21 protein-coding genes and 1 tRNA gene are annotated in these 20,654 nt (G+C 72.8%); 12 read left to right on the plus strand and 10 right to left on the minus strand.

Annotation, left to right across the window (positions count from 1 at the left end; genetic code table 11):
* Window positions 1–6: 6 nt before the first annotated feature.
* Window positions 7–894 (minus strand): RNA polymerase sigma-70 factor, encoded by an 888-nt coding sequence (locus HS041_RS21905; RefSeq protein ID WP_196442685.1) that lies wholly within the window; start codon window positions 892–894, stop codon window positions 7–9.
* A gap of 152 nt (window positions 895–1,046) precedes the next feature.
* On the opposite strand from HS041_RS21905, the gene HS041_RS21910 reads away from it, so the two are divergent.
* From HS041_RS21910 to HS041_RS21925, 4 genes are all read left to right on the plus strand, one after another.
* A tRNA-Ala gene (locus tag HS041_RS21910) sits at window positions 1,047–1,119 on the plus strand.
* Between the two features lie 502 nt (window positions 1,120–1,621).
* Entirely contained in the window at window positions 1,622–2,221 is a 600-nt protein-coding gene (locus tag HS041_RS21915) for a hypothetical protein (protein WP_196442686.1), read from the plus strand.
* A gap of 225 nt (window positions 2,222–2,446) precedes the next feature.
* Complete coding sequence (locus tag HS041_RS21920) at window positions 2,447–3,352, plus strand: LysR family transcriptional regulator (protein WP_196442687.1); 906 nt, start codon at window positions 2,447–2,449, stop codon at window positions 3,350–3,352.
* 37 nt (window positions 3,353–3,389) lie between these two features.
* Window positions 3,390–3,689 (plus strand): DUF6506 family protein, encoded by a 300-nt coding sequence (locus HS041_RS21925; protein ID WP_196442688.1) that lies wholly within the window; start codon window positions 3,390–3,392, stop codon window positions 3,687–3,689.
* A gap of 189 nt (window positions 3,690–3,878) precedes the next feature.
* Here HS041_RS21925 and HS041_RS21930 read toward each other — a convergent pair whose 3' ends face one another.
* Window positions 3,879–5,507: an ATP-binding cassette domain-containing protein gene (locus HS041_RS21930; protein ID WP_307845413.1), complete on the minus strand. Its 1,629-nt coding sequence runs from the start codon at window positions 5,505–5,507 to the stop codon at window positions 3,879–3,881.
* A 149-nt stretch (window positions 5,508–5,656) separates the two neighbouring features.
* Here HS041_RS21930 and HS041_RS21935 point away from each other — a divergent pair, with 149 nt between their 5' ends.
* On the plus strand, window positions 5,657–6,334 hold the full coding sequence (locus HS041_RS21935; RefSeq protein WP_307845414.1) for a TetR/AcrR family transcriptional regulator: 678 nt from the start codon (window positions 5,657–5,659) through the stop codon (window positions 6,332–6,334).
* Here the strand turns inward: HS041_RS21935 and HS041_RS21940 are convergent.
* Window positions 6,331–7,752, minus strand: coding sequence for a phytoene desaturase family protein (locus HS041_RS21940; RefSeq protein ID WP_196442691.1), 1,422 nt, complete (start codon window positions 7,750–7,752; stop codon window positions 6,331–6,333). The two genes, HS041_RS21935 and HS041_RS21940, sit on opposite strands and share 4 nt — an antisense overlap.
* A gap of 412 nt (window positions 7,753–8,164) precedes the next feature.
* On the opposite strand from HS041_RS21940, the gene HS041_RS21945 reads away from it, so the two are divergent.
* Window positions 8,165–9,115, plus strand: coding sequence for a diacylglycerol/lipid kinase family protein (locus tag HS041_RS21945; protein ID WP_196442692.1), 951 nt, complete (start codon window positions 8,165–8,167; stop codon window positions 9,113–9,115).
* Window positions 9,116–9,248: 133 nt separating this feature from the next.
* On the opposite strand, the gene HS041_RS21950 is transcribed toward HS041_RS21945, so the two are convergent.
* Window positions 9,249–9,782, minus strand: coding sequence for a DUF1990 domain-containing protein (locus tag HS041_RS21950; RefSeq protein ID WP_196442693.1), 534 nt, complete (start codon window positions 9,780–9,782; stop codon window positions 9,249–9,251).
* A gap of 72 nt (window positions 9,783–9,854) precedes the next feature.
* Entirely contained in the window at window positions 9,855–10,670 is an 816-nt protein-coding gene (locus HS041_RS21955; protein ID WP_196442694.1) for a YndJ family protein, read from the minus strand.
* A gap of 124 nt (window positions 10,671–10,794) precedes the next feature.
* On the opposite strand from HS041_RS21955, the gene HS041_RS21960 reads away from it, so the two are divergent.
* Window positions 10,795–11,535, plus strand: a complete 741-nt coding sequence (locus tag HS041_RS21960) for an SAM-dependent methyltransferase (RefSeq protein WP_230879549.1) — start codon at window positions 10,795–10,797, stop codon at window positions 11,533–11,535.
* Window positions 11,536–11,736: 201 nt separating this feature from the next.
* Window positions 11,737–12,570 (plus strand): SCO6745 family protein, encoded by an 834-nt coding sequence (locus tag HS041_RS21965; protein ID WP_196442696.1) that lies wholly within the window; start codon window positions 11,737–11,739, stop codon window positions 12,568–12,570.
* Between the two features lie 38 nt (window positions 12,571–12,608).
* Here HS041_RS21965 and HS041_RS21970 read toward each other — a convergent pair whose 3' ends face one another.
* Window positions 12,609–13,868, minus strand: a complete 1,260-nt coding sequence (locus tag HS041_RS21970; protein ID WP_196442697.1) for a serpin family protein — start codon at window positions 13,866–13,868, stop codon at window positions 12,609–12,611.
* A 51-nt stretch (window positions 13,869–13,919) separates the two neighbouring features.
* Complete coding sequence (locus HS041_RS21975) at window positions 13,920–14,507, minus strand: class I SAM-dependent methyltransferase (protein WP_196442698.1); 588 nt, start codon at window positions 14,505–14,507, stop codon at window positions 13,920–13,922.
* A gap of 24 nt (window positions 14,508–14,531) precedes the next feature.
* Between HS041_RS21975 and HS041_RS21980 the strand changes: the two genes are divergently transcribed.
* On the plus strand, window positions 14,532–14,954 hold the full coding sequence (locus HS041_RS21980; protein WP_196442699.1) for a MerR family transcriptional regulator: 423 nt from the start codon (window positions 14,532–14,534) through the stop codon (window positions 14,952–14,954).
* 48 nt (window positions 14,955–15,002) lie between these two features.
* Here HS041_RS21980 and HS041_RS21985 read toward each other — a convergent pair whose 3' ends face one another.
* Window positions 15,003–15,812 (minus strand): TetR/AcrR family transcriptional regulator, encoded by an 810-nt coding sequence (locus tag HS041_RS21985; RefSeq protein ID WP_196442700.1) that lies wholly within the window; start codon window positions 15,810–15,812, stop codon window positions 15,003–15,005.
* A 72-nt stretch (window positions 15,813–15,884) separates the two neighbouring features.
* Here HS041_RS21985 and HS041_RS21990 point away from each other — a divergent pair, with 72 nt between their 5' ends.
* From HS041_RS21990 to HS041_RS22000, 3 genes are all read left to right on the plus strand, one after another.
* A complete protein-coding gene (locus tag HS041_RS21990; protein ID WP_307845415.1) occupies window positions 15,885–16,952 on the plus strand; it encodes an ATP-binding cassette domain-containing protein in 1,068 nt (355 codons plus the stop codon).
* Complete coding sequence (locus HS041_RS21995) at window positions 16,949–17,803, plus strand: ABC transporter permease (protein WP_196442701.1); 855 nt, start codon at window positions 16,949–16,951, stop codon at window positions 17,801–17,803. Before HS041_RS21990 ends, HS041_RS21995 begins: the two co-directional genes overlap by 4 nt.
* A gap of 381 nt (window positions 17,804–18,184) precedes the next feature.
* On the plus strand, window positions 18,185–19,222 hold the full coding sequence (locus tag HS041_RS22000) for a serine hydrolase domain-containing protein (RefSeq protein WP_196442702.1): 1,038 nt from the start codon (window positions 18,185–18,187) through the stop codon (window positions 19,220–19,222).
* A gap of 140 nt (window positions 19,223–19,362) precedes the next feature.
* Here the strand turns inward: HS041_RS22000 and HS041_RS22005 are convergent, their stop codons facing one another.
* Both HS041_RS22005 and HS041_RS22010 read right to left on the minus strand, forming a co-directional pair.
* Window positions 19,363–19,665 carry a putative quinol monooxygenase gene (locus HS041_RS22005; protein ID WP_196442703.1) on the minus strand — a complete coding sequence of 101 codons (303 nt, stop codon included), beginning with the start codon at window positions 19,663–19,665 and terminating at the stop codon, window positions 19,363–19,365.
* A 138-nt stretch (window positions 19,666–19,803) separates the two neighbouring features.
* Complete coding sequence (locus HS041_RS22010) at window positions 19,804–20,604, minus strand: hypothetical protein (RefSeq protein ID WP_196442704.1); 801 nt, start codon at window positions 20,602–20,604, stop codon at window positions 19,804–19,806.
* Window positions 20,605–20,654 lie beyond the last annotated feature (50 nt).

Consider the following 20,654-nt stretch of genomic DNA (forward strand, 5'->3'; position numbering starts at 1 on the left):
GTGACGTCACAGGCGGGACAGTTTCTCGGGGTTGGCGATCATGTAGATCGTCTCGATCAGGCCGTCCCTGATGACCAGGGAGAACACCGTGACCACCCGCCCGCCGGCGGTCACCACGGCCGCCGGGGCGCCGTTGACGTCGGAGAACTGCACGGTGAGGCCGTCGGCCGCCGCGGCGCCGACGGCGTCCATGAACCACCGGACGCCCGCCTCGGTCGCGATCGAGGTGAGGAAGCGGGTGACCTTCTCGCGGCCGGCGATGGTCCGCAGCGGGGCCTTGATCTTCCCGCCGCCGTCGGCCACCAGCGTGGCGTCTGCGGCGAGCATCGCGATCAGGCCGTCCAGATCACCGTCGGAACAGGCGCCGATGAATCGCTCGGTGATCTCGCGACGCCTGACCCGGTCCACGTCGAACCTCGGCCGCCCCTCCTCGACATGCTGCTTGGCCCGCCGTCCGAGTTGCCGGGCCGTCGCCTCGCTGCGGCCGATCGCCTCGCCGATCTCCGCGTACGGCAGGGCGAACGCCTCCCGCAGCACGAACACCGCCCGCTCCAGCGGGGACAGGGTCTCCAGCACCACCAGCAGCGCCAGCTCCACCGACGTGGTCAGCTCGACGCGCTCGGCCACGTCGGCGGCCGTGACGACCGGCTCGGGCAGCCACTGCCCGACATAGCTCTCCCGCCGGGACGCGATCCGCCGCAGCCGGTCGATGGCGAGCCGCGTGGTCACCTTGATCAGGTAGGCCCGGTCGTTGTCGACCGCGGCGGTGTCTGCACCGGACCAGCGCAGCCAGGCCTCCTGCACGACGTCCTCGGCGTCGGCGACGGTGCCCAGGATCCGGTAGGCGACCCCGGTCAGCAGGTCGCGGTGTTCCTCGAAGCGTTCGACGGCCATGATCCTAGGACGTATCACGGCTCTCTCCGCGTGACATCACCCCGGGATCCTCTCCGGCTGACACGGTCCGGAAACGATGGCGCGAGACCGGCCCGCGGTCGGCTAAGATTTCTCCTGTGCCGCACTCCGCAGGGGTGCTCCGCACAGCACAAGGGGCTATGGCGCAGCTGGTAGCGCGCCTCCATGGCATGGAGGAGGTCTGGGGTTCGAATCCCCATAGCTCCACTTCAGGGCCGTTCTCGAAACGGCCTGGAGCACGTTGACGAGATCCCGTCCGATCATCTCGATCGGGCGGGATCTCGCCGTTTGCACGGCTCCGCCCAAGGCCTCTCCCGCGACTCCTCGCAAGGATTTCCGCCTGCTCGCCGACGCGGCAAGCCTGGTGCACCGAGGTGCAGTCGTGAGGTGCGAGGTGGCGGTCGATCCCCCCGCCACCCGGGCCCGCCATCATGCCGCCGGGCCCGGCGCCCGATCAGGTCCGCCCGCCCGGGCTACCCGCGGTGGGCGGGCCGGCCTGGCGCCGGTCCCGGGGCGCTCGGAGACCCGTTCCCCGGTGCCGTCGGCACTCCACCGGCGCAGCCGTTCGTGCAGGGTCTTCCAGAGGCCGTACCGGTCGGGGGATCTCGCCAGATAGCGTCTTCTGCCTGTGGAAACAGGGTGGAGCAAGCTCATAGGGGGCGACCTGGCCGTTCATGCGGCGGATTCGGGAGCGGCTATGGTTGTGGGCGTGAACGCCGCTGCGTCCCCTGAACGCCTCGCCTTCGCCGACGCTGACGCGCGACTGGACGGATCCCTGTCCGTCTGCTTCCAGGGCGACTACGACACGGTCTTGTTCTTCGACGGCGACGTCGTGCTCAGCGGGGACTTCCTGGAGGCCCTCACCGAACTCGGCGGGCAGGAGACCGGCATCGTCGTGATCACCGGGGACCTCACGGTGAGCGGTCGGATCGCCCTGTACGACAACACCCCGGGCCTCTACGTAGAGGGCACCACCCGGGCCGAGACACTGGAGGGCGGTGACGCCGAGATCTACATCCAGGACGGCGTCTTCACGCATCTGGTCTACGGGTACTACAACCACGGCATCCTGGAAGCAGGCAGGGTCGAGACGCCTTGGGTGATCAACTCTGATCACGATCTGCGGATCACCGCCCCAGGCGCCCGGCATGTGGACAACCACGGATCCTTCTCCGACGCGGAGTTCACCAGGGACAACATCGCCGAGTGGTTCGTTCCTGAGGTGGTCGACCCCGACTACGGCTCAATCGTCGTCGAGAGGTTCCTCGACCGGCTCCGCGCTGGGCTGCCCGTCCGCTCCTGGGCGTGAGTCCTCCGCCTCCGACGCAGGGGGTCGTGCCCGTCATGCGCCCTCTCCTCTCCGCCGGGGACGGGGCTGTCGTCCGATCGGTATGACTCCTCCTTCCCGGGACGTTCAGGTCGGGCGCTGCACCCCGGCGGAGGAGGCCCCGGCGCTCCTTTGAGCGGCCCGAGCCCTCCGGAGGGAAGGGGCCCGGCCGCCGGCCCGCGCCGCGGCGGCACATAGAGTGATCATGTGGAGTTGCGGCAGTTGCGGTACTTCCGCGTCGTGCTCGAACAGGAGCATCTGACGCGTGCGGCGGAGATCCTCGGCATCAGGGCGACCTCGCTCAGCCAGCAGATCATCGCGTTGGAGCGCGAGATCGGCACCGCGCTGTTCCGGCGGACGCCGCGCGGTATGGAGCCCACCGCCGCGGGACGGGCGCTGCTGCCGCATGCGGTCCGGTCGCTGGAGGCCGCCGAGGCCGGGGCTCGTGCCGTCCGGCTCGCGATCCACGGTGATCAGGTCTGGCGCGTCGGGGTGACGCCCGGCTCACCCGCCGGCCTCGTCGCCGTGCTGCGGGCATCCGTGAACGCCGATCTTCATGACCTTCCGGTGTCCCGGCAGCTGGAGGCGCTGCACAGCGGGGACCTCGATGCGGGCCTGGTCGTCCTGCCCGTCGACGGCACCGGCCTGCGGTCCATGACGGTCGTGGACGCACCGTTGGGGATGCTCGTGTCGTCAGGGCATCCGCTGGCCGGACGCACCGATCTCGCCTGGGCCGACCTGGACGGTCAGGACCTGCTGTGGTTCGCGCGGGAGCTGGCTCCCGGCTACCACGACGCGACGCTCGAGGCCTTCCGCACGGCCGGCTGGCGGCCCCGGAACGTGCGCGCCGGCCCGCCGCGACGAGGGCTGTTCCAGGCCGAGCTGCACCATGGCGGCCCGATCGTTGCGATCCGCCCTCCCTGGGAGGCCGGCGACGGGCTGGTCTGGTCTGCGCTGCCCGGTGCCCCGAGGCTGCAGCTCGCCTTGGTGTGGAATCCCTCACACTGCGCCGCCGGTCCGATCGGTGCGCTCGCCGCTCGCCTGGCGGATGAGGCCCGGCCTCATGCCGGTGAGGACCTGCCTCGTGGACGGGCGGCCGGGATCCCCGGTTAGCTGGCCGGCGTTCGCCCGATTCGAAGGAAGGCAGGGCATGGCACTCACCAACTGGGGATTCCTCTATGTCGCCGACGGCTGCGACCCTGATCGCGACGTGTGCGTCGTGGAGACCGGCACCGTCCGCACCGTGCTGGTCGGCCTCGGACAGCCGGCACAGGGGCCGGCGGTGGCGGCGCGGCTCGTCGCGGACGGCGCGCAGCTCATCGAGCTGTGCGGGGCCTTCGGCCCGGAATGGACGGCCCGCGTGATCAAGGAAGTCGGCGACCGCGTACCGGTGGGCTCGGTCAGCTACGGTCCGGAGGCGGTCACCGGGCTGCACGCCGTCTTCTCCTGAGCTCCGGCCGACAGGCGACGGTCTCGGCGCCGAGGAGGCGCAGCTGTTCGCGCTCCCCGGCGACGACCGCCTGCTCCTGCGGGACCTGCTGCTCCGGCTCCTGGCCGGCTCCGCGGCCTGACGCCGGAGCTCTGCCGCCATCCTCCGATCCCAGGCCCTCTCCGGGGCGCCGCTCGACGGCTCGCGACCTCAACGCGCCCGCTCGACCCGGCCCTCGTGCCAGACCGGTTCGGTGCTCTCGTAGACGGTTCCGTCGGCGCCGAAGACCAGGAAGCGGTCGAAGTCGGCGGCGAACCAGCGGTCATGGGTGACGGCCAGCACGGTGCCGGAGAAGGAGGCCAGGCCCTGCTGCAGAGCCTCGGCGCTGGCCAGGTCCAGGTTGTCGGTCGGCTCGTCGAGCAGCAGCAAGGTCGCGCCGGACAGCTCCAGCAGCAGGATCTGCAACCGGGCCTGCTGGCCGCCCGACAGGGTCTCGAACCGCTGGTTCGCGGCGGGAGCCAGTTCGTAGCGGGCCAGAGCGGCCATCGCCTCGTTCAGGGTGAGCGCGCAGCCCGTCGTGATCAGCTCGGCCGGGGCGCGGCCGTGCAGGTCCGGCCGGGTGTGGGTCTGCACGAACCGGCCGGGTACCACCCGGGCTCCCAGCCGAACCGAGCCGCTGTGCCGTACGGCGGGCACCGCACCGTCGGCGGCCTGTTCCAGCAGTTGCAGGAAGCAGGACTTGCCCGAACCGTTGGAGCCCAGCACCCCGACGCGCTCGCCGTACCAGACCTCGGCGCCGAACGGCCGCATCAAGCCGGTGAGCTCCAGGTTCTCGCAGATGACGGCGCGTTTGCCGGTACGGCCGCCGCGCAGCCGGATCCGCACGTTCTGCTGCCTGGGCGGTCGTTCGGGCGGGCCGGCCTCCTCGAATCGGCCCAGCCGCGTGCGCGCGGCCCGGTAGGCCGAGGCGACCGCGTCGTTGTTGGCCGCGGTCTGCTGCAGGGTGTGCACCAGCTGCCTGAGCCTGGCGTGCTCCTCGTTCCAGCGGCGACGCCGCTCCTCCAGCCGGGCGATGCGCTCCTCGCGCGCCTTGGCGTAGGTGGCGAAGCCGCCGCCGTGGACCCAGACGCCGCGATCTTCCACGGTCACGATGCGGTCGGCGGCGTCGGCCAGGAGCCGGCGGTCGTGGGAGACCAGCAGCACGGTCTTGGCCGTGGCCTGCAGACGGGCCTCCAGCCACTGCTTGCCGGGCACGTCCAGGTAGTTGTCGGGCTCGTCCAGCAGCAGCACCTCGTCGGGGCCGCGCAGCAGAACCTCCAGGACGAGGCGCTTCTGCTCGCCTCCCGACAGGGTGGCCACCGGCCGGTCCCGTACCGCGCCGTAGGGCAGGCCCAGGGCGGCGGTGGCGCAGGTGTCCCAGACGACCTCCATGTCGTAGCCGCCGGCGTCGGCGTAGTCGGCGATCGCCTGCGCGTAGGCCAGCTGCGCCGTCTCGTCGTCGCGAGCCGCCATCGCCGACTCCGCCCGCACCAGGGCCGCGGCGGCGGCTCGGACCCGGTCCGGGGCCACCGACAGCAGCAGATCGTGCAGCGTCCGGCCATCGCGCACGCCGCCGATGAACTGCCGCATCACCCCCAGCCCCCCGGAGGAGACCACGCGGCCGTCGTCCGGCCGCAGGTCTCCGGCGATCAGCCGCAGCAGCGTGGTCTTGCCCGCGCCGTTCGGCCCCACCAGGCGGGCCTTGACCCCGTCACCGACGCGGAACGACACCTCGTGGAGCAGCAGCCGCCCGTCCGGCAGCGCGTAGGTCAGCCGGTCCACCTCGACATGCCCCGCCACCGCGCTCCTCCCTCCGCTCGGACGCAGCCTCCGGATCGATGTTCCAGTCACTAGACCAACGATCCGGTACTCGATTGCCATACTAGACTCATCCCGTGGACACGAACAGGGCGGAGCCGGGAACACGACGCTCAGGAGCGCCAGGAGGCGTGTGGCTGCGGCCATCGCGGGCGGGACGCGACGCCCCGCCGCTCAGCCGGGATCGGATCGTCGAAGAGGCCGTGGCCCTCCTGGACGCCGAAGGCGCCGACCGGCTGACCATGCGGCGGCTGGCCGAACGGCTGGGCACCGGCTCCACCACGCTGTACTGGCACGTGAAGACCAAGGACGACGTCCTCGACCTCGCCCTCGACATGATCTTCGCCGAGGTCGAGATCCCGCCGGAGGGCGGCCGGGGATGGCGTGCCGACATCACCGCACTGATCAACGGATGGCGCGCGGTCCTGCTGCGGCATCCCTGGTCGGCGGCGCTGCTGGGCCGCCCGATGCTGGGCCCCAACGTGCTGGCCCGCAGCGAGTTCCTGTACGCCACCCTCCTGGAGGCCGGGATCACCGAGCCGCACCTCACCGCCGCGGCGTACGGCCTGTCCAACTACGTCATCGGCTCCGGGCTGATGCAGGCCACCTGGCCGGCCGACGACGAGCAGGAGGTACGGCAGGCCGCCCGGGAGCACCTGCACGCCAACCGGGAGCGCTACCCCGCCCTCGCGGCCCACGGCCCCCTCGTCGCGGACGATGACCGGGACACCGGCTTCACCCTCGGCCTCACCTGGCTTCTCGACGGCATCCAGGCCAGTGTCACCAACGTCATGACTGAGTACACCTAGGACGCCGCCCCGCCGCGCAGGGCCAGCCGGGCGGCCTGGTAGCCGCCCATGCCGTGCACGCCCGGGCCGGGCGGGGTCGCGGCCGAGCACAGATAGACACCGGGCAGGGGGGTGCGCCAGGGACGCGCCGAGTACACCGGGCGGCCCGCGAACTGGCGCAGGTCCGCCAGGCCCGCCCCGATGTCGCCGCCGACGTAGTTGGCGTTGCGGTCCTGCATGGCGAGGCAGTCCAGGGTGTGCCTGGACAGGACGCGCTCCCGGAAGCCGGGGGCGAACCGCTCGATCTGGGCCTCGACGGCCTCCGTCATGTCCACCGTGGAGCCGTTGGGCACGTGGCAGTAGGCCCACAGGGTGTGCCGTCCCGCCGGAGCGCGGGACGGGTCGGCCACGCACGCCTGAACCAGCAGGACGTACGGCCGCTCCGGATGGACGCCGCGGGCGACCTGCGCCTCGCTCAGCGCGATCTCCTCCAGGGTGCCGCCCAGGTGGACCGTGCCGGCCCGGCCGACCGCCGGGTCCTTCCACGGCACCGGCCCGTCCAGGGCCCAGTCCAGCTTGAACACGCCGGGCCCGTACCGGTAGCGGGCCAGCCGGCGGGCGTAGCGCGGCGGCAGCCGGTCACCGGCCATGGCGAGGAACTGGCGCGGCGTGACGTCCAGCAGGACCGTCTCCGCCGGCGGCAGGCCGGCCAGGGAGGCCACCCGGTGCCCGGCCACGACCTCGCCGCCGAGTTCACGCAGCCGGGCCGCCATCAGATCGGCCAGCACCTGCGAGCCACCGCGCACCACCGGCCAGCCCGCGTGGTGGGCGAGAGCGGCCAGCATCATCCCGAAGCCGCCGGTGATGGGGGAGCGCAGGTCCAGCATGGAGTGGGCGGCCATCCCCGCCAGCACGGCACGGCCCGGGACGGTGCGGAAGGCCGCTCTGGCCAGCACCGTCGCAGGCTGCACCGCGAGCGCCCCGAACCGGGCGACGGCCAGCGGCGCCCGGGGCAGGGCGAGCGGCGCCAGCAGGGTGTCCACCAGCGGGGTCCCGGCGCGGGCGGTCGCCCCGATCACGGCCCGCCAGGCCCGCCCGTCCCGGCCGAGACCGGCCGCGGTCCGCTCCGGGTCGCGGTGCACCAGCACGGCGGAGCCGTCGTCGAGGGGGTGCGCCACGGGGACCGGCGGATGGGCGAAGTCGACGGGCAGGCCGAGCGAGCGGAATGCGGCCGAGACCGCGGCCATCGGCAGCGCCGTCGCGCACACGTCGTGCACGAATCCCGGCAGCGTCAGCTCCTCGCTGCGCAGTCCGCCGCCGAGGCGCTCCGCTGCCTCCAGCAGCAGCACCCGCCGCCCCGCCCGGGCCAGGGTCAGCGCCCCCACCAGGCCGTTGGGCCCCGAACCGACCACCACCGCGTCGAACCCGTCCGCACCCATGCTCTCTCCCGATCCCTTCCTCGACGGCCTCACGGCTCTCGCGGCTCCGAAGGTCCGGAGACCGACCGCCCCGGCCCCGGTGCCCGGCGGTTCTCACGCTCCCCGCCCGGCCGCGCCGGCGGTGTCTCCCCGCACACCCGGGTCCCGGCGCCGGGACGCGACCCCACGGCGAGCCTGCCGCCGATCGCGCCCAGCCGGTCCCGCATGTCGACGAACCCGTGTCCATGCTCCTCCGCGGCGAATCCGGCGCCGTCGTCGGCCACCTCGAAACGGAGCGCGGTGGCGTTCGCCGCCCGGTGCTCACCCCCCGCGCCCCCGGCCGGACGGGCGCGCGGGTGATCGCGGCAAGGTTTGGATCTTGCGGGCCGGGGCAGCCGTGGGTCATCGTGAGGACGGCTGCGGGAGGGTCACCATGCCGAAGGATCAGCGCAGGGCCGGTACGGTCGCGGTGGTCGCCCATCAGCGGAAGTCGCTCGGCGGAGGTCTGGACGAGCTGCGCAGGCTCCTGGCCGACCAGGGCGTCGGGGAACTGCTCTGGTACGAGGTGCCCAAGAGCAAGAAGGCCCCCAAGCAGGTCAGGAAGGCGATGAAGAAGGGCGCGGACCTGGTCCTGGTGTGGGGCGGAGACGGCATGGTCCAGCGCTGCGTGGACGTGCTCGCGGGGTCCGGGACGGCTGTGGGGATCATCCCCGCCGGTACGGCCAACATGTTCGCCAGGAACCTCGGCATCCCCGAGGACCTGCCGGAGGCGGTGCGGATCGCCTTCCACGGCGAGGACAGGAAACTGGACCTGGGCAGGGTCAACGGGGAGCACTTCGCGGTCATGGCCGGGGTCGGGTTCGACGCGGAAATGATCAAGGACGCGGACCGGGGGCTGAAGGACCGGATGGGCCGGGCCGCCTACTTCTGGACGGGGCTGCGGCACGTCCGGGGCGAGCTCGTCCCGATGAGGATCAAGGTGGACGGGACGACGTGGTTCGACGGTGAGGCGAGCTGCGTGCTGTTCGGCAACGTCGGCACGATCACCGGCGGCATCGAGGCCTTCGACGACGCCCGGCCGGACGACGGCTGGCTGGAGGTCGGCGTCACCACGGCCGAGGGCCCGATCCAGTGGGCCCGCACGCTCGGCCGGATGAGCGTGAGCCGCTCCGACGAGTCGCCCTTCGTCCGGATGACCCGTGCCCGGAAGGTCACCGTCAAGCTGGCCAGGCCCATGGCCTACGAGCTGGACGGCGGGGCCAAGGGCACGGTGACCCGGCTGAAGGCCGAGGTCGTCCCCGGTGGTCTCATCCTCCGCGCCCCCCGCCGGGCCGCCTCCGAGGAGCCCTCCGGCTCCCGGCGGAAGAAGACCGCGGCGGCCTGAGCCCCGAGGGCCGGGGCCCGGCGGTCCCGACCGGCCCGGTGCGGCCCGGACCGGTCGGACGGCACACGGTGTCAGGGCCCGGCCTTTCGGGGAGGGACCGCCCGGGGCCGAGATCGCCGGACGACACCGGGTGTCAGCGCAGAGCTCCGGCGTAGGCGCGGGCGAACGCGTTCTGCAGCAGGCCGGGGACGGGGCCTGCAAGCCGGGTGTACCAGCGGCCGGGGCGGGTGTAGGCGTGGACGGTGAACCGCACCCGCCCGGCCGGGTCGCGCTCCAGCAGGAACCCCTCCTCCCCGCTCGCCGGATGCCCCGCCAGCGTGCCGTAGCCGAACCCCGCCCGGCCGTCCTCCTCCACCGCCCACACCACCCGGCAGGGCGCGGGCAGCCGGAGCGGTCCCAGGCCGAGCTGCGAGACCACGGTCACTCCGGCCGCCGCCCGGGGAGCGGAGGCGACCGGCCGCAGACCGCACCGGGCGTGCGCCTGCCAGGTCAGCAGGATCTCGGCCGCCCGCTCCAGGCTCACCTCGGGGCCGAGCAGCCGCCGGTGGCGCACCCGCCGGTATCCGGGCGGTACGGCACCGGCCCGGAACGCGTCGGTGTCGGGGTGGCTGAGGCCGACGTCGGGATAGCTGAAGGCGGCGCCGAGGTAACGCTGGAGCGGGTCCATCGTGGTCCTTTCCGGGAAGTGCGGGCGGATCGGGCAGGCCGGTGCGGGACGGGCGGAGGGGCCGGGAGCGGGTCAGAGCGGTCGGGGGCGGAGCCTGAGCCAGGCGGCGATCGCGCACACGGCGAACCCGAAGGCGTTCAGCAGGCCGTGGGTGGCGATCATCCAGTCCAGCGGGGGCCTGGGCAGGCCGGTCGCCTCGCCCAGCGCCCAGCTCAGCGCCAGCACCATCGAGACCGCGAGGACCAGGGACGAGAAGGTGAGCAGGGCGCCGGTGATCCGGTCGTGGCCGCCCCGCCGTACCTCCGCCAGCGTCAGCCAGCCGACCAGCCACATGCCCGCCGTGAGCACCACCGCGCCGGCCAGCTCGGCCCAGTCGCCCGCGAAGTAGCCGCCGAGCACCAGCAGCGTCCCGCCCGGCACGCTGAGCGCCGCCGCGCGGGACAGCGGGCCGTCCCCGGCGGCGCGGCTGGTCAGCCCGGCCACCAGCGCGGCGGCGAAGCCGGCGAAGTGGAAGTGCGCCACGGTGAGCGACAGGATCGTGAGGGAGAAACCCCACAGCGGATACCCGGCGCGTTCGGCGACCAGGGCGACGGCGGCGATCGCGGGGGTGACCAGCGCGGTGAGCGCGGCGATCTCGCGAGGAGAGGGGGAGGGCCGGGTCCGCAGCCGGATCGGGGCCTGTACGGCCAGGCAGACGGTGGCCAGCGCGTAGGCTGACGCGGCTCCCGCCGCCCAGGGGCCGCGTTCCAGCCACAGCGAGAGCGCGCCCGGCACCGCGCCGAGCCACCACGCGCGCAGCAGCCGGTGCGGGACCCGCAGGAGCCGCAGCCCGGCCGGGACCACCGCGAGCATCCCGGTCGTCAGAACCGTGTCGATCAGGGGACGCATACCGCCCTCCACGTTTTGAACGCGTTCAAAAACTGGTCACCTCACCGTAGCACCCGGAAGGAGGACGCCGGCGGGAGGGATAATTCAGTTGGCGGCGAGACGCGGAGAGAGAAGCATGGCGGCTATGTCATTGCGCTTTCACGAGATCGCCGAGGGCGATCACCGCATCCTCAACCCGTTCACCGACGACAAGCTCGCCCTGCTCGGCGAGGTGGCGCGGCTCCGGCCCGGCATGCGCCTGCTCGACCTGTGCTGCGGAAAGGGCGAGATGCTCTGCCGCTGGGCCGCCGAGCACGGGATCGAGGGGGTCGGGGTCGACGTCAGCGAGGTCTTCCTGGCTGCGGCGCACGAGCGGGCGGCCGAACTGGAGGTGGCCGGGCGGGTGCGGTTCGAGCACGGGGACGCCGGGGCCTACCGGGCCGAACCGGGCGCCTTCGACGTCGTGTCGTGCCTCGGGGCGACGTGGATCGGGGACGGGGTGGAGGGGACGATCGCGTTGATGCTCCCCGCGCTCGCCGAGAACGGGATCCTCCTCGTCGGCGAGCCGTACTGGACCTCCGAGCCGCCCGCCGAGGCCTACGAGGCGTTCGGCTTCGGTCCGGCGGACTTCCTCTCGCTGGCCGGGACCTTCGACCGGTTCGAGGCGGCCGGGATGGAGGTGCTGGAGATGGTCCTGGCCGACCCCGACAGCTGGGACCGGTACGTGGCGAGCCAGTGGTGGACGCTGAGCGACTGGCTGCGGGCCAACCCCGACGACCCCGAGGCGGCGGAGGTGCGCGCGTTCCTGGAGCGCTGCCGCAGGTCACATGTGGAGTACGGCAGGCGGTACCTCGGCTGGGGCGTCTTCGTGCTGCGCCGCCGTTGACGGCTACCGGTGAGTAGAAATACGTTCTAGAATTACGTTCCGGAAAGTGCCGGGCAGCCGGGAGGCCTTCGCGCGGAGCGCGACCGCGCGGTGGTCCCGGCGCCCGGCGGCGACCGTCCGATCCGATCGGAACACCCGGCCCGCCGGGTCCGCAGCCGCCCGGAACGGCCCGTCCCGGCCGACCGACTCCCCGGAGGAACGATGACCGACGTCCAGCTCGCCCGCCAGGCCTGGCGCCGCCTGGAACCCCTCCACGGGATGGTGTACTTCGTCCCCGAGGCCACCGAGCGCTACGCCGCGCTGGGGCTCGACGTGCACGCCGGGTACTTCGCCTCCCGGTCGGCCGCGTTCGGCGCCGCTTCGCCCGAGCTGGTCATCGCGACCTTCTACAACTTCTGCCCCGCACTCGTCCGCCGGGCGCTCCCCGCGGCCTGGGAGATCGTGACCCCGGAGAAGATTCTCCAGGCCCGCTACGACGCCGCCGGCGCGGCGCTGCGCCGGGCCGGGATCCACGAGCTCCCCGGCCTCGCCGAGACGGCCGCGCTGGCCAGGCGGGCGGCCGAGCGCGCCTGCGAGCACCCCCAGGGACGCCCGCTGTTCGCCGCGCACGCCACGTTGCCCTGGCCGTCGGATCCGCTGCTGGAGCTCTGGCACGCCCAGACGCTGCTGCGCGAGTTCCGGGGCGACGGGCACGTCGCGACCCTGCTCGCCGAAGGGGTCGGCCCGCTGGAGTCGCTGGTCCTGCACGGTGCCAGCGGAGGGGCGCCCACGATCTTCCTGAAGCTCAGCCGCGCCTGGCCGGAGGAGGAGTGGGCGGCGGCCGAGCAGTCGCTGCGTGAGCGCGGGTTGCTGGCAGGGGACGAGCCCACCGAGGAGGGGCGCGCGCTGCGGCAGCGGATCGAGGACCGCACCGACGAGCTGTCCGTGCCCGCCTACGCCGTGCTCTCCGACGACGAGCTCGCCCGCCTGGCCGAGCTGGCCCGGACCTTCGGCCGCGCCGTGGTGGGCGCGGGCCTGCTGAACATCGGCGGCTGAGTCGGTCCCGGCTCCGATCCGATCAACCGGACCGGTCGTCAGCCCGTCACGGTCGGGTCGGCGACCTGGCCGATGAAGAGCGGGACCTGCGTCGGCCGGTGGACGATCGCGAAGGCGAACGGCCGGTCGGCGCGGAACTCGGCCTCGGCGGGCGGCGGGGCCGAGACGGCGAAGGCCAGACCGGTGACGGCGGCGGCCTCGGTGCCCCACTCGTCCACCGTGACGTTCGCCTTGTGGACCGCCTGGTCCAGGAAGAGGCCGTCGGCGATGCCGGAGTAGCCGGCGCTCCTCAACCCGAGCCCCGCCAGCGGTTCCTCCAGGTCCAAGCCGGTGGAGAAGTCCCAGCGGGGCATGGCGACCCTGACCCTCGTCTTCTTCAGCCCCCCGGCCACCTCGGTGAGCGCCCCGGGGGCGAGCCGGTCGCCGGGGGAGCCGCCGCTCTCCGGCAGCAGGACCCACATGGCCAGCTCGCTCCTGGCATAGGGAAGCTCGACGGCCTGCCAGCCCGGCCCGCTCGCGTATGCGAACTCCGCCTCCAGGCGCATCAGGGTCGTGCGTGCCGTCGTGCCGTCGGCCCGGGTGAAGGGCGCGCCCTCCTCCGGCGGGTCGGTGAACGGGACGGTCCAGTCGGCCTTGAGGTAGAGCGCGTTCGCCAGGACCAGCTTCGTCTCCGGATCCAGCCGGTCGAACACCTTCCTGATCCGTCCGGCGGTCTGCTCCTCGGCCCAGGCGTTGACGGCGTCGGCGGCGGCGCCGCCGGTGAAGTCCACCTGGCGGGCGCCCGCGCCGTACTGGGCGGCCAGCACGCGCAGGAACTCCGGCCGGACGGCGAGCCCGTCCTGCACGAACAGGCCGCCCGCGAGGCTGACCACCGGCGGTCGCGGCTCCTCCTCCTGCGCGTCGCGCGGGGTGTCCCGGTCGGGGGCGGGCGGCGGCCCGTCGGTCGTGGCGATCACGCGGGAGAGCACGTTGAACGCCGGATGCGGTCCCTCCGGCGGGAAGCCGAAGACCCGGTCCAGCTCGGCCCCGGTCACCTGGTCCGCGCCCGCCCGGGCCATGCCGTACGCGTAGGCGATGCTCAGCGGGGACAGCACCACGTTGACCTGCGGCTTGGCGGTCGCGGCGAACAGGGCGTGACCGAAGGCGGCCAGGCCGGGGCGCAGGTTCGCGACCGGGGCTCCCGACGGGGTCTCCCGTCTCACCCCCGCGGCGGTGACCACGCGGGTCTCGGGCGCGCCGCCGCACGCGGCGAGCGCGGCGAGGGCCAGCAGGGCGGTGGTGAACACGCGACGGTGCATGTCCTTCAAACGTCCGCGGCCGCCGTACGGTTCACCGGCCGCGAGGCCCGGTCAGACCGCGTACCCGGCGAAGACCGGGAACGGCAGCAGGGCGCGGACCAGTGTGCGCCGCATCGGCCGTCCGGGAAAGCGGTCCTGTACGGCCTCCGCCAGCTTCCGGGAGGAGGTGAAGCGGAAGTCGTAGATCCGCAGGGGCGCCCCCGGCTTCAGCACCCGGGCGAACTCGGCCACGGCCCGGTCCACCCGCTCCCAGTGGTGCATGCTCAGCGTCGAGACGACGACGTCGAACCGGTCGTCCGGATAGGGCAGCTCGGCCACGTCGGCCACGTCCAGGGAGATCCGCCCTTCCAGGGCGGCCTCGCGCACGTGGCGGCGGCCGATGGCGATCATGTCCGCCGACAGGTCCATGCCGGTCAGGTGCAGGTCCGGGCGGAGCCGGGCGAGCTCCAGCAGCAGGTGACCGGAGCCGGTTCCCGCGTCGAGGACCGAGCCGTCGCGCGGCGCCACGGCGGCGACCTCCCGGCAGATCTTGCGGAACAGGGTGCGGTTGAGGCGGCCCGCTCGCCGGTCGTATCGCTCGCCGTCGCGGCCTTCGAAGGAGGACATGCCGATCGCTTTCTCCCGGGGATTGATCTCCACCCCACTCTGCACGTTAATGTGAACATGAAGTCAACAGCCGCAGAGCGGCTCGAGATCGGCGAGCTGGCCGGCCGGTACGGCCTGGCCACCCACGTCCTGCGTCACTGGGAGGCGATGGGCCTGCTCAGCCCGGCCCGGCAGGGCAACGGCAGGCGCCGCTACGGCCCCGAGGACGAGGCCCGGGTCGCGCTGATCGTGCGCGCCAAGGAGGCGGGCGCCTCACTGGAGCAGATCCGTGACCTGGTGACGGCCGGGAGCGGGGAGCGCAGGCGGGAGATCCTCGTGCGGCACCGGACCGAGCTCGCCCGGCGGATGGAGCGGTTGCGCGCGTCCATGGAGATGATCGAGCACGTGCTGGACTGTCCGGCGGAGGACTTCTTCGACTGTCCGCAGTTCCAGGTCATGCTCGGGACCGGCCCGGCCCGGCCTCCGCACGAGCACGCCTGACCGGCGGGCACGAGGGCGCCCGCCCGCCGGGGGTGCGGGGGAGCGCCGTCACGCGGACCCGGGTGCGGGACGGTCCCGGCCGGCCGCCGCGACGAAGGCCTCGATGCCGTCCAGCACGCGCTGCAGGCCGAACTCGAAGCCGAAACCGTCGCCGTCGTCGCCGCTGAACACGCCCGCCGCGGCGGCGCGGGCCAGCGTCGGGAACCGTTCGTCGCTCAGGAACCGCATCAGGAACGGTCCCTGCGCGTCCCAGAAATCCTCATCGCTGACTCCGGTGCGCTGCGCCGCCTGGCCCGCCTCCACGACGAGCCGGGCCGTGCCCGTCACGTAGCTGTCGACGAGTGTGATCACCTTCATCATCTGGAGATCGTCCAGGCCGATCCCGTCGAGCAGGCGCATGGCGATCTCCAGGCCGGTGATCGAGCTGGGACCGAGGACCGGCCGGGCCTGGGAGACCTGGAGGATCCACGGGTGGCGCAGGTGCAGCGCCCACGACCCGCGGGCGATCTGCTCCAGCCCGGCCCGCCACCCCCCGGCCCGCAGCCGCTCGGCCTCCTGCCCGGGGTCGCGCTCCGGGTCGAGGTCCTCGCCGTAGGCAGTGTCGAGCATGAGGTCGACGAGCTCGGCCTTGCCCGGCACGTAGCGGTAGAGCGACATGGTGCCGACCCCGAGCTCGGTGGCGATCCGGCGCATCGACAGCGCGGACAGCCCCTCGGCGTCGGCCACCCGGATCGCGGCCTCGACGATCCGCGCCACGCTGAGCCCCGGTCGGGGCCCGCGCGTGGGCCGCTCCTCGCCGCCCCACATCACTTTGAGGCTGAACGCCACATCTCCGCGACCGCTGTATTCCGTCGTCATCTTGCGTCAATCCTAGAACTGCGTATCCTGTACGCATAACTTCGTACAGCGTACCCAGTAAGGGGGACCGGAGTGGCCCAGAAGGCAGCGGCGATCGTCGCCGAGGGACTGCGGAAGGAATACAGGCAGACCAGGGCGCTGGACGGGTTCGATCTGACCGTCCCGGAAGGCACGGTCTGCGGACTGCTCGGCCCCAACGGGGCCGGGAAGACGACGGCGGTGCGGATCCTCGCCACGCTGCTGGAGTTCGACGGCGGCCGGGCCGAGGTCGCCGGGTTCGACGTCGCACGGCAGGCGGCGCAGGTGCGCTACCGGATCGGGGTGACCGGGCAGAGCGCCGCGGTCGACGAGATCCTCACCGGCAGGCAGAACCTGGAGATGTTCGGGCGGCTCTACCACCTCGGCGCGGCCCGGGCCCGGCGCCGCGCGGACGAGCTGCTGGAGCTGTTCGGGCTGGCCGAGGCGGGGAGCAAGTCGGCCAAGCACTACTCCGGCGGCATGCGCCGCCGGCTCGACCTGGCCGCCAGCCTCATCATGGCCCCGCAGGTGCTCTTCCTCGACGAGCCCACCACCGGCCTGGACCCGCGTGGCCGCATGGAGGTCTGGGAGGCGATCCGCTCGCTGGTCGCCGGAGGCACCACGGTCCTGCTGACCACCCAGTACCTGGACGAGGCCGACCGGCTCGCCGACCGGATCGCGGTGATCGACAGCGGCCGGGTCATCGCCGAGGGGGCTCCGGAACGGCTCAAATCCATGATCGGCGGTGACCGGATCGACCTGGTCGTCACCGACGCCGGGGAGCTGGCCGGGGCCGCGCGGATCGTCGCGCGCATCTGCGGAGCCGAGCCCGAGACGCGGCCGGACACCCGCAGGATCAGCGCCCCCGCGCGGCACCGCGTCGCCACCCTCACCGAGACCGTCCGCGCGCTGGGAGACGCCGGGATCGCGGTGGAGGACATCGCGCTGCGGCGGCCGACCCTGGACGAGGTGTTCCTGCGGCTCACCGGGCACCGGGCGGAAACCGCAGGGGAGGGCGGGGGCGGTGCGGACGGGGGCGAGCCCGGACGCGCCGCCGGCCGGGCGGACCGAGGCGGGCCGGAACGCGCCCGCGACCAGACGGAGAAGGAGATGACCGTATGACCACCGCCACCCCTTCGGCCCCGGGGGCCGTGCCGCTCCAGGCGCCTCCGGAGACCCCGCTCTCCCGGGCCCGCTGGGCGCTCGCCGACAGCTGGACCGTCACCCGCCGCTACCTGATCCACTGGGTGCGCGAGCCTGCCTACATCATGTGGGGGCTGATGTATCCGATGGTCTCGGTTCTGCTGTTCGGCTACGTGTTCGGCAGCGCCATGGTGGTGCAGGGCGGGGGAGACTACCGTGAGTTCCTGCTGCCCGGCATGTTCGGCATGACCATGATGTTCGGCATCGGCAACACGATGATGGGCGTCACCACGGACGCCGACAAGGGCATCACCGACCGGTTCCGGTCGATGCCGATGGCACGGTCGGGAGTGGTGGTCGGGCGCAGCGTCGCCGACATGATCAACTCCGTCATGGACCTCGCGGTGCTGGTCGCCTGCGGCCTGGTCGTGGGCTGGCGGGCACACGGGAGCCCGGCGGAGACCCTGGCCGCGGTCGGGTTGCTGCTGCTGCTGCGGTTCGCGTTCATCTGGGTCGGCATCTACGTCGGTCTGATCATGAAGAACGCGGAGTCGGCGGGCAACTTCTACGCCCTGCTGTTCCCGCTCACCATGATCTCCAACACCTTCGTCGCCCCCGAGATGATGCCGGGATGGCTCGGCGCCGTGGCCGCGTGGAACCCCGTCTCCTCGACGGTCACCGCGATCCGAGAGCTGTTCGGCAACCCCGGTCTGGGCGGAGACTCCTGGCTCGCGCAGAACGCGGTCCTCATGGCCGTGGTCTGGCCCCTGGTGATCGTGGCCGTCTTCCTGCCGCTCTCCGTCCGGCGCTACCGCAGGGCCAGGCGGTGATCGGGGCGGCCGCGGCCGCCCGGCCCGCCTGCGTGCCCGCCCGGTTCGAGGGAAGGCGGCCCGTCCGGCGGAACGCGGGTTGCGGATGATCACGGTGGATTGCGATCACGGCGCATGACCGTGCTCCCCGCGGAAGTCCAGGCCGTCACCGATCGCCATCCGGCCCTCGCCGACGCCCGGGCACCCGGGCTCGTCGACGGCGTCCACGCCGATCCCGGGTGCGGGCCGGTGGGCGCTGGAGCGGTTCGGTCATGACCTGGTCGGATACCTGGACGATCTCCTCACCCGCTTCGGGATCGAGCCGTGAGGGTCTCCTTTCGGAGGAGGGGTTGAGACTTTGGTAGCTGGAGGATTGTCGTCTGAATACCGGATAATCGACATATGACGGATTTGGGTGCTGTTGTACGGAAGACCGCTGACCAACTGGTGGCCAAGCACGTGGGTGTGGTGGTCGCCGCGGTGGCCGGTGGCGCGACGGAGGTCGTGGGCGCCGGGCGGACGGGCGGCGGGTACGACGGCGCGCCCGATGCCGGCACGCTGTTCGAGATCGGCTCGGTGACGAAGGTGTTCACGGCGCTGGCCCTGGCACGGATGACCGTGGCCGGCACGACGACCCTGGACGAGCCGCTGGCCGCGCTGCTGCCCGAGGGGACGGCGGTCCCGTCGCGTGAGGGCCGGGAGATCACCCTGCGTCACCTGGCCACCCACACTTCGGGCCTGCCGCGCCTGCCCAAGGGCATGCTGCTGCCGGCGCTGCTGCGTCCTTCCACGCCGGACCCCTACGCCGGGTGCACCTCCGAGTCCCTGCTGCGCGGGCTGGCCCGGACCCGGCTGGGCGCCGTGCCCGGGCGCCGGTTCCGCTACTCGAACCTCGGCGCCGGTCTGCTGGGGCTGGCGCTCGCCCAGCGGGCCGGGACCGACTACGAAACCCTGGTCGCCAGGGAGATCTGCTCGCCCCTGGGCATGAAGGACACCGGCATCACGGTCGACGGGGACCGCCCGGCACGCCTCGCCCCGGGGCACACCGGGAGCGGACGGCCCGCCGGGGCGTGGCATCTCGCGGACCTGGCGGGGGCGGGCGGGCTGCGGTCGACGGCGGCCGACATGGTCACCTTCGTCCGTGCCCAGCTGGAGGGTGACACCGGCGAGCTCGCCGAGGCGGTCCGGCTCAGCCGCGAGGTCGAGCACCGCATCAGCCCTTTCTCCTGGATTCATCTGGGCTGGATGGGGCAGCGCCTGCACCCCCGCCAGGGCGCCCACCTTCAGCTCTGGCACAACGGGATGACCGGCGGATTCTCCTCGTTCGTGGGCTTCGACCCGGAGAAGGGGGTGGGCGTCGTCGTACTCAGCAACACGAAGCGCTCGGCGGACCGCCAGGCCTTCGACCTCCTCCGTACCCTGCAGCAGGAGCACTCCTAGGGCCTGCACGGGGGGCGGGCCGAAGGGATCCGCCTGCGCAGTGGTCTGCTGTCCCGGTGCTCCGCCTCCGGGCGCGCCGCCGTCGGCTCCGCGCCGGAGCCCTGCCGGCACCGCCGGAGAGCCGTCCAAGGCCGGGAGCGTCAGGCCACAGGCGCGCCGCTGAGCAGGATCACCTCGGCCGGACCGGCTCGGAACGCCTTGTTGGCGGTATCGGCAGCGAGCATGTGCTCCGAGGCGTCGTGCTCGCGCAGTGCCTCCGCCGACGCCCACTCCTCAAGCAGGACGAAGCGATCCGGGTCGCCGTCGACGGAGTGCAGGTCGTAGCGCAGGCAACCGGGCTCGGCGCGAACCACCGGAGCCAGCGCAGCGAAAGCGGCGATCTGTTCGGCCCCTCGCCCAGGCTGAGTGGCGATGAGAACGATGGCTCGCAGGGGGTTGGACATGCGGCGAACCTAGCATTGCTCTCACGCCCCTGCTCCAACCGGTATCGGCGTTCGTCCGCCACGCCGTCGAGGGCTTCGTCGACGGCCTGTCAGAGGAAGGTTCACAGGACAGGCCTCAGACGTACCTGACCTGAGAGGTCAGGTACGGGGCGTCGTCCTGCCGCCGGCCTGCCCCGCGGAAGCGTGATCGTCGCGTGCGGGCGGGCCCGTCGCCGTCAGACGAGGCCCGGGGCCGGTGCGCCGCAGCGTCCAGGGGCCGTCTCCCGTGACGATGACGAGGAACGTCCCGTCCGGCAGCGCCCGCTCGACCTCGCAGCTGCCGATCTCGTTGGCCAGCAGGGCCGAGTCGTCCTCGTCTGCGCCCTCGACGATGAAATTGCTGTCGCCGGTGAACGCCGAGGTGATTCTCTCGGCCCCTTCGGCCTTGCGGTGCAGCCGGATGACGGCGTCTCCGGAGCCGGTGATCTGCGGGCCTCTCCAGACCGTGGCGGACGACGGCGGGTCCAGCGTGATCCGCCACGATCCCCGGGCGGTGACGCGCAGCGCGGTGATGTCTTCGGCCGTCTCCAGGTTGTTGAAGAGCCGTGTTCCCCGGTGGTGGCCCTCTCCCCGGGCCAGGAACTCGACGTCGTCGCCCGAGGCGTCGACGCTTTGCACGATGAAGCTTCCCCTGCCGTGCGCCGTCACCGTGACGAGCCCGATCTCCCGGGTCGGCGGGATCGGGATCAGCCTGTCGCCCGATCCCTCGTAGTGCTCCGTCGAGGTGCGGTGCGCCCGCGGCCGCTCGGGCTCCTCGGCGGATGTCTCCGCCGAGGGCGCAGGAGCCGGAGGAGAAGGGGCGGAGGCCGGTGCCGCCCGCCCGGGAACTTCACGGGCAGCCGTACATCCCGTGAGGCCGGACACCAGAGCGACGGCGACGAGTACGGACAGGATGCGCATGGGCGTGGCTCCAGCAAGGAGATCGGAGGAGGGGGCCACCGAGTACGTGC

The organism is Planomonospora sp. ID67723 (assembly GCF_015711605.1).
Lineage (GTDB): Bacteria > Actinomycetota > Actinomycetes > Streptosporangiales > Streptosporangiaceae > Planomonospora_A.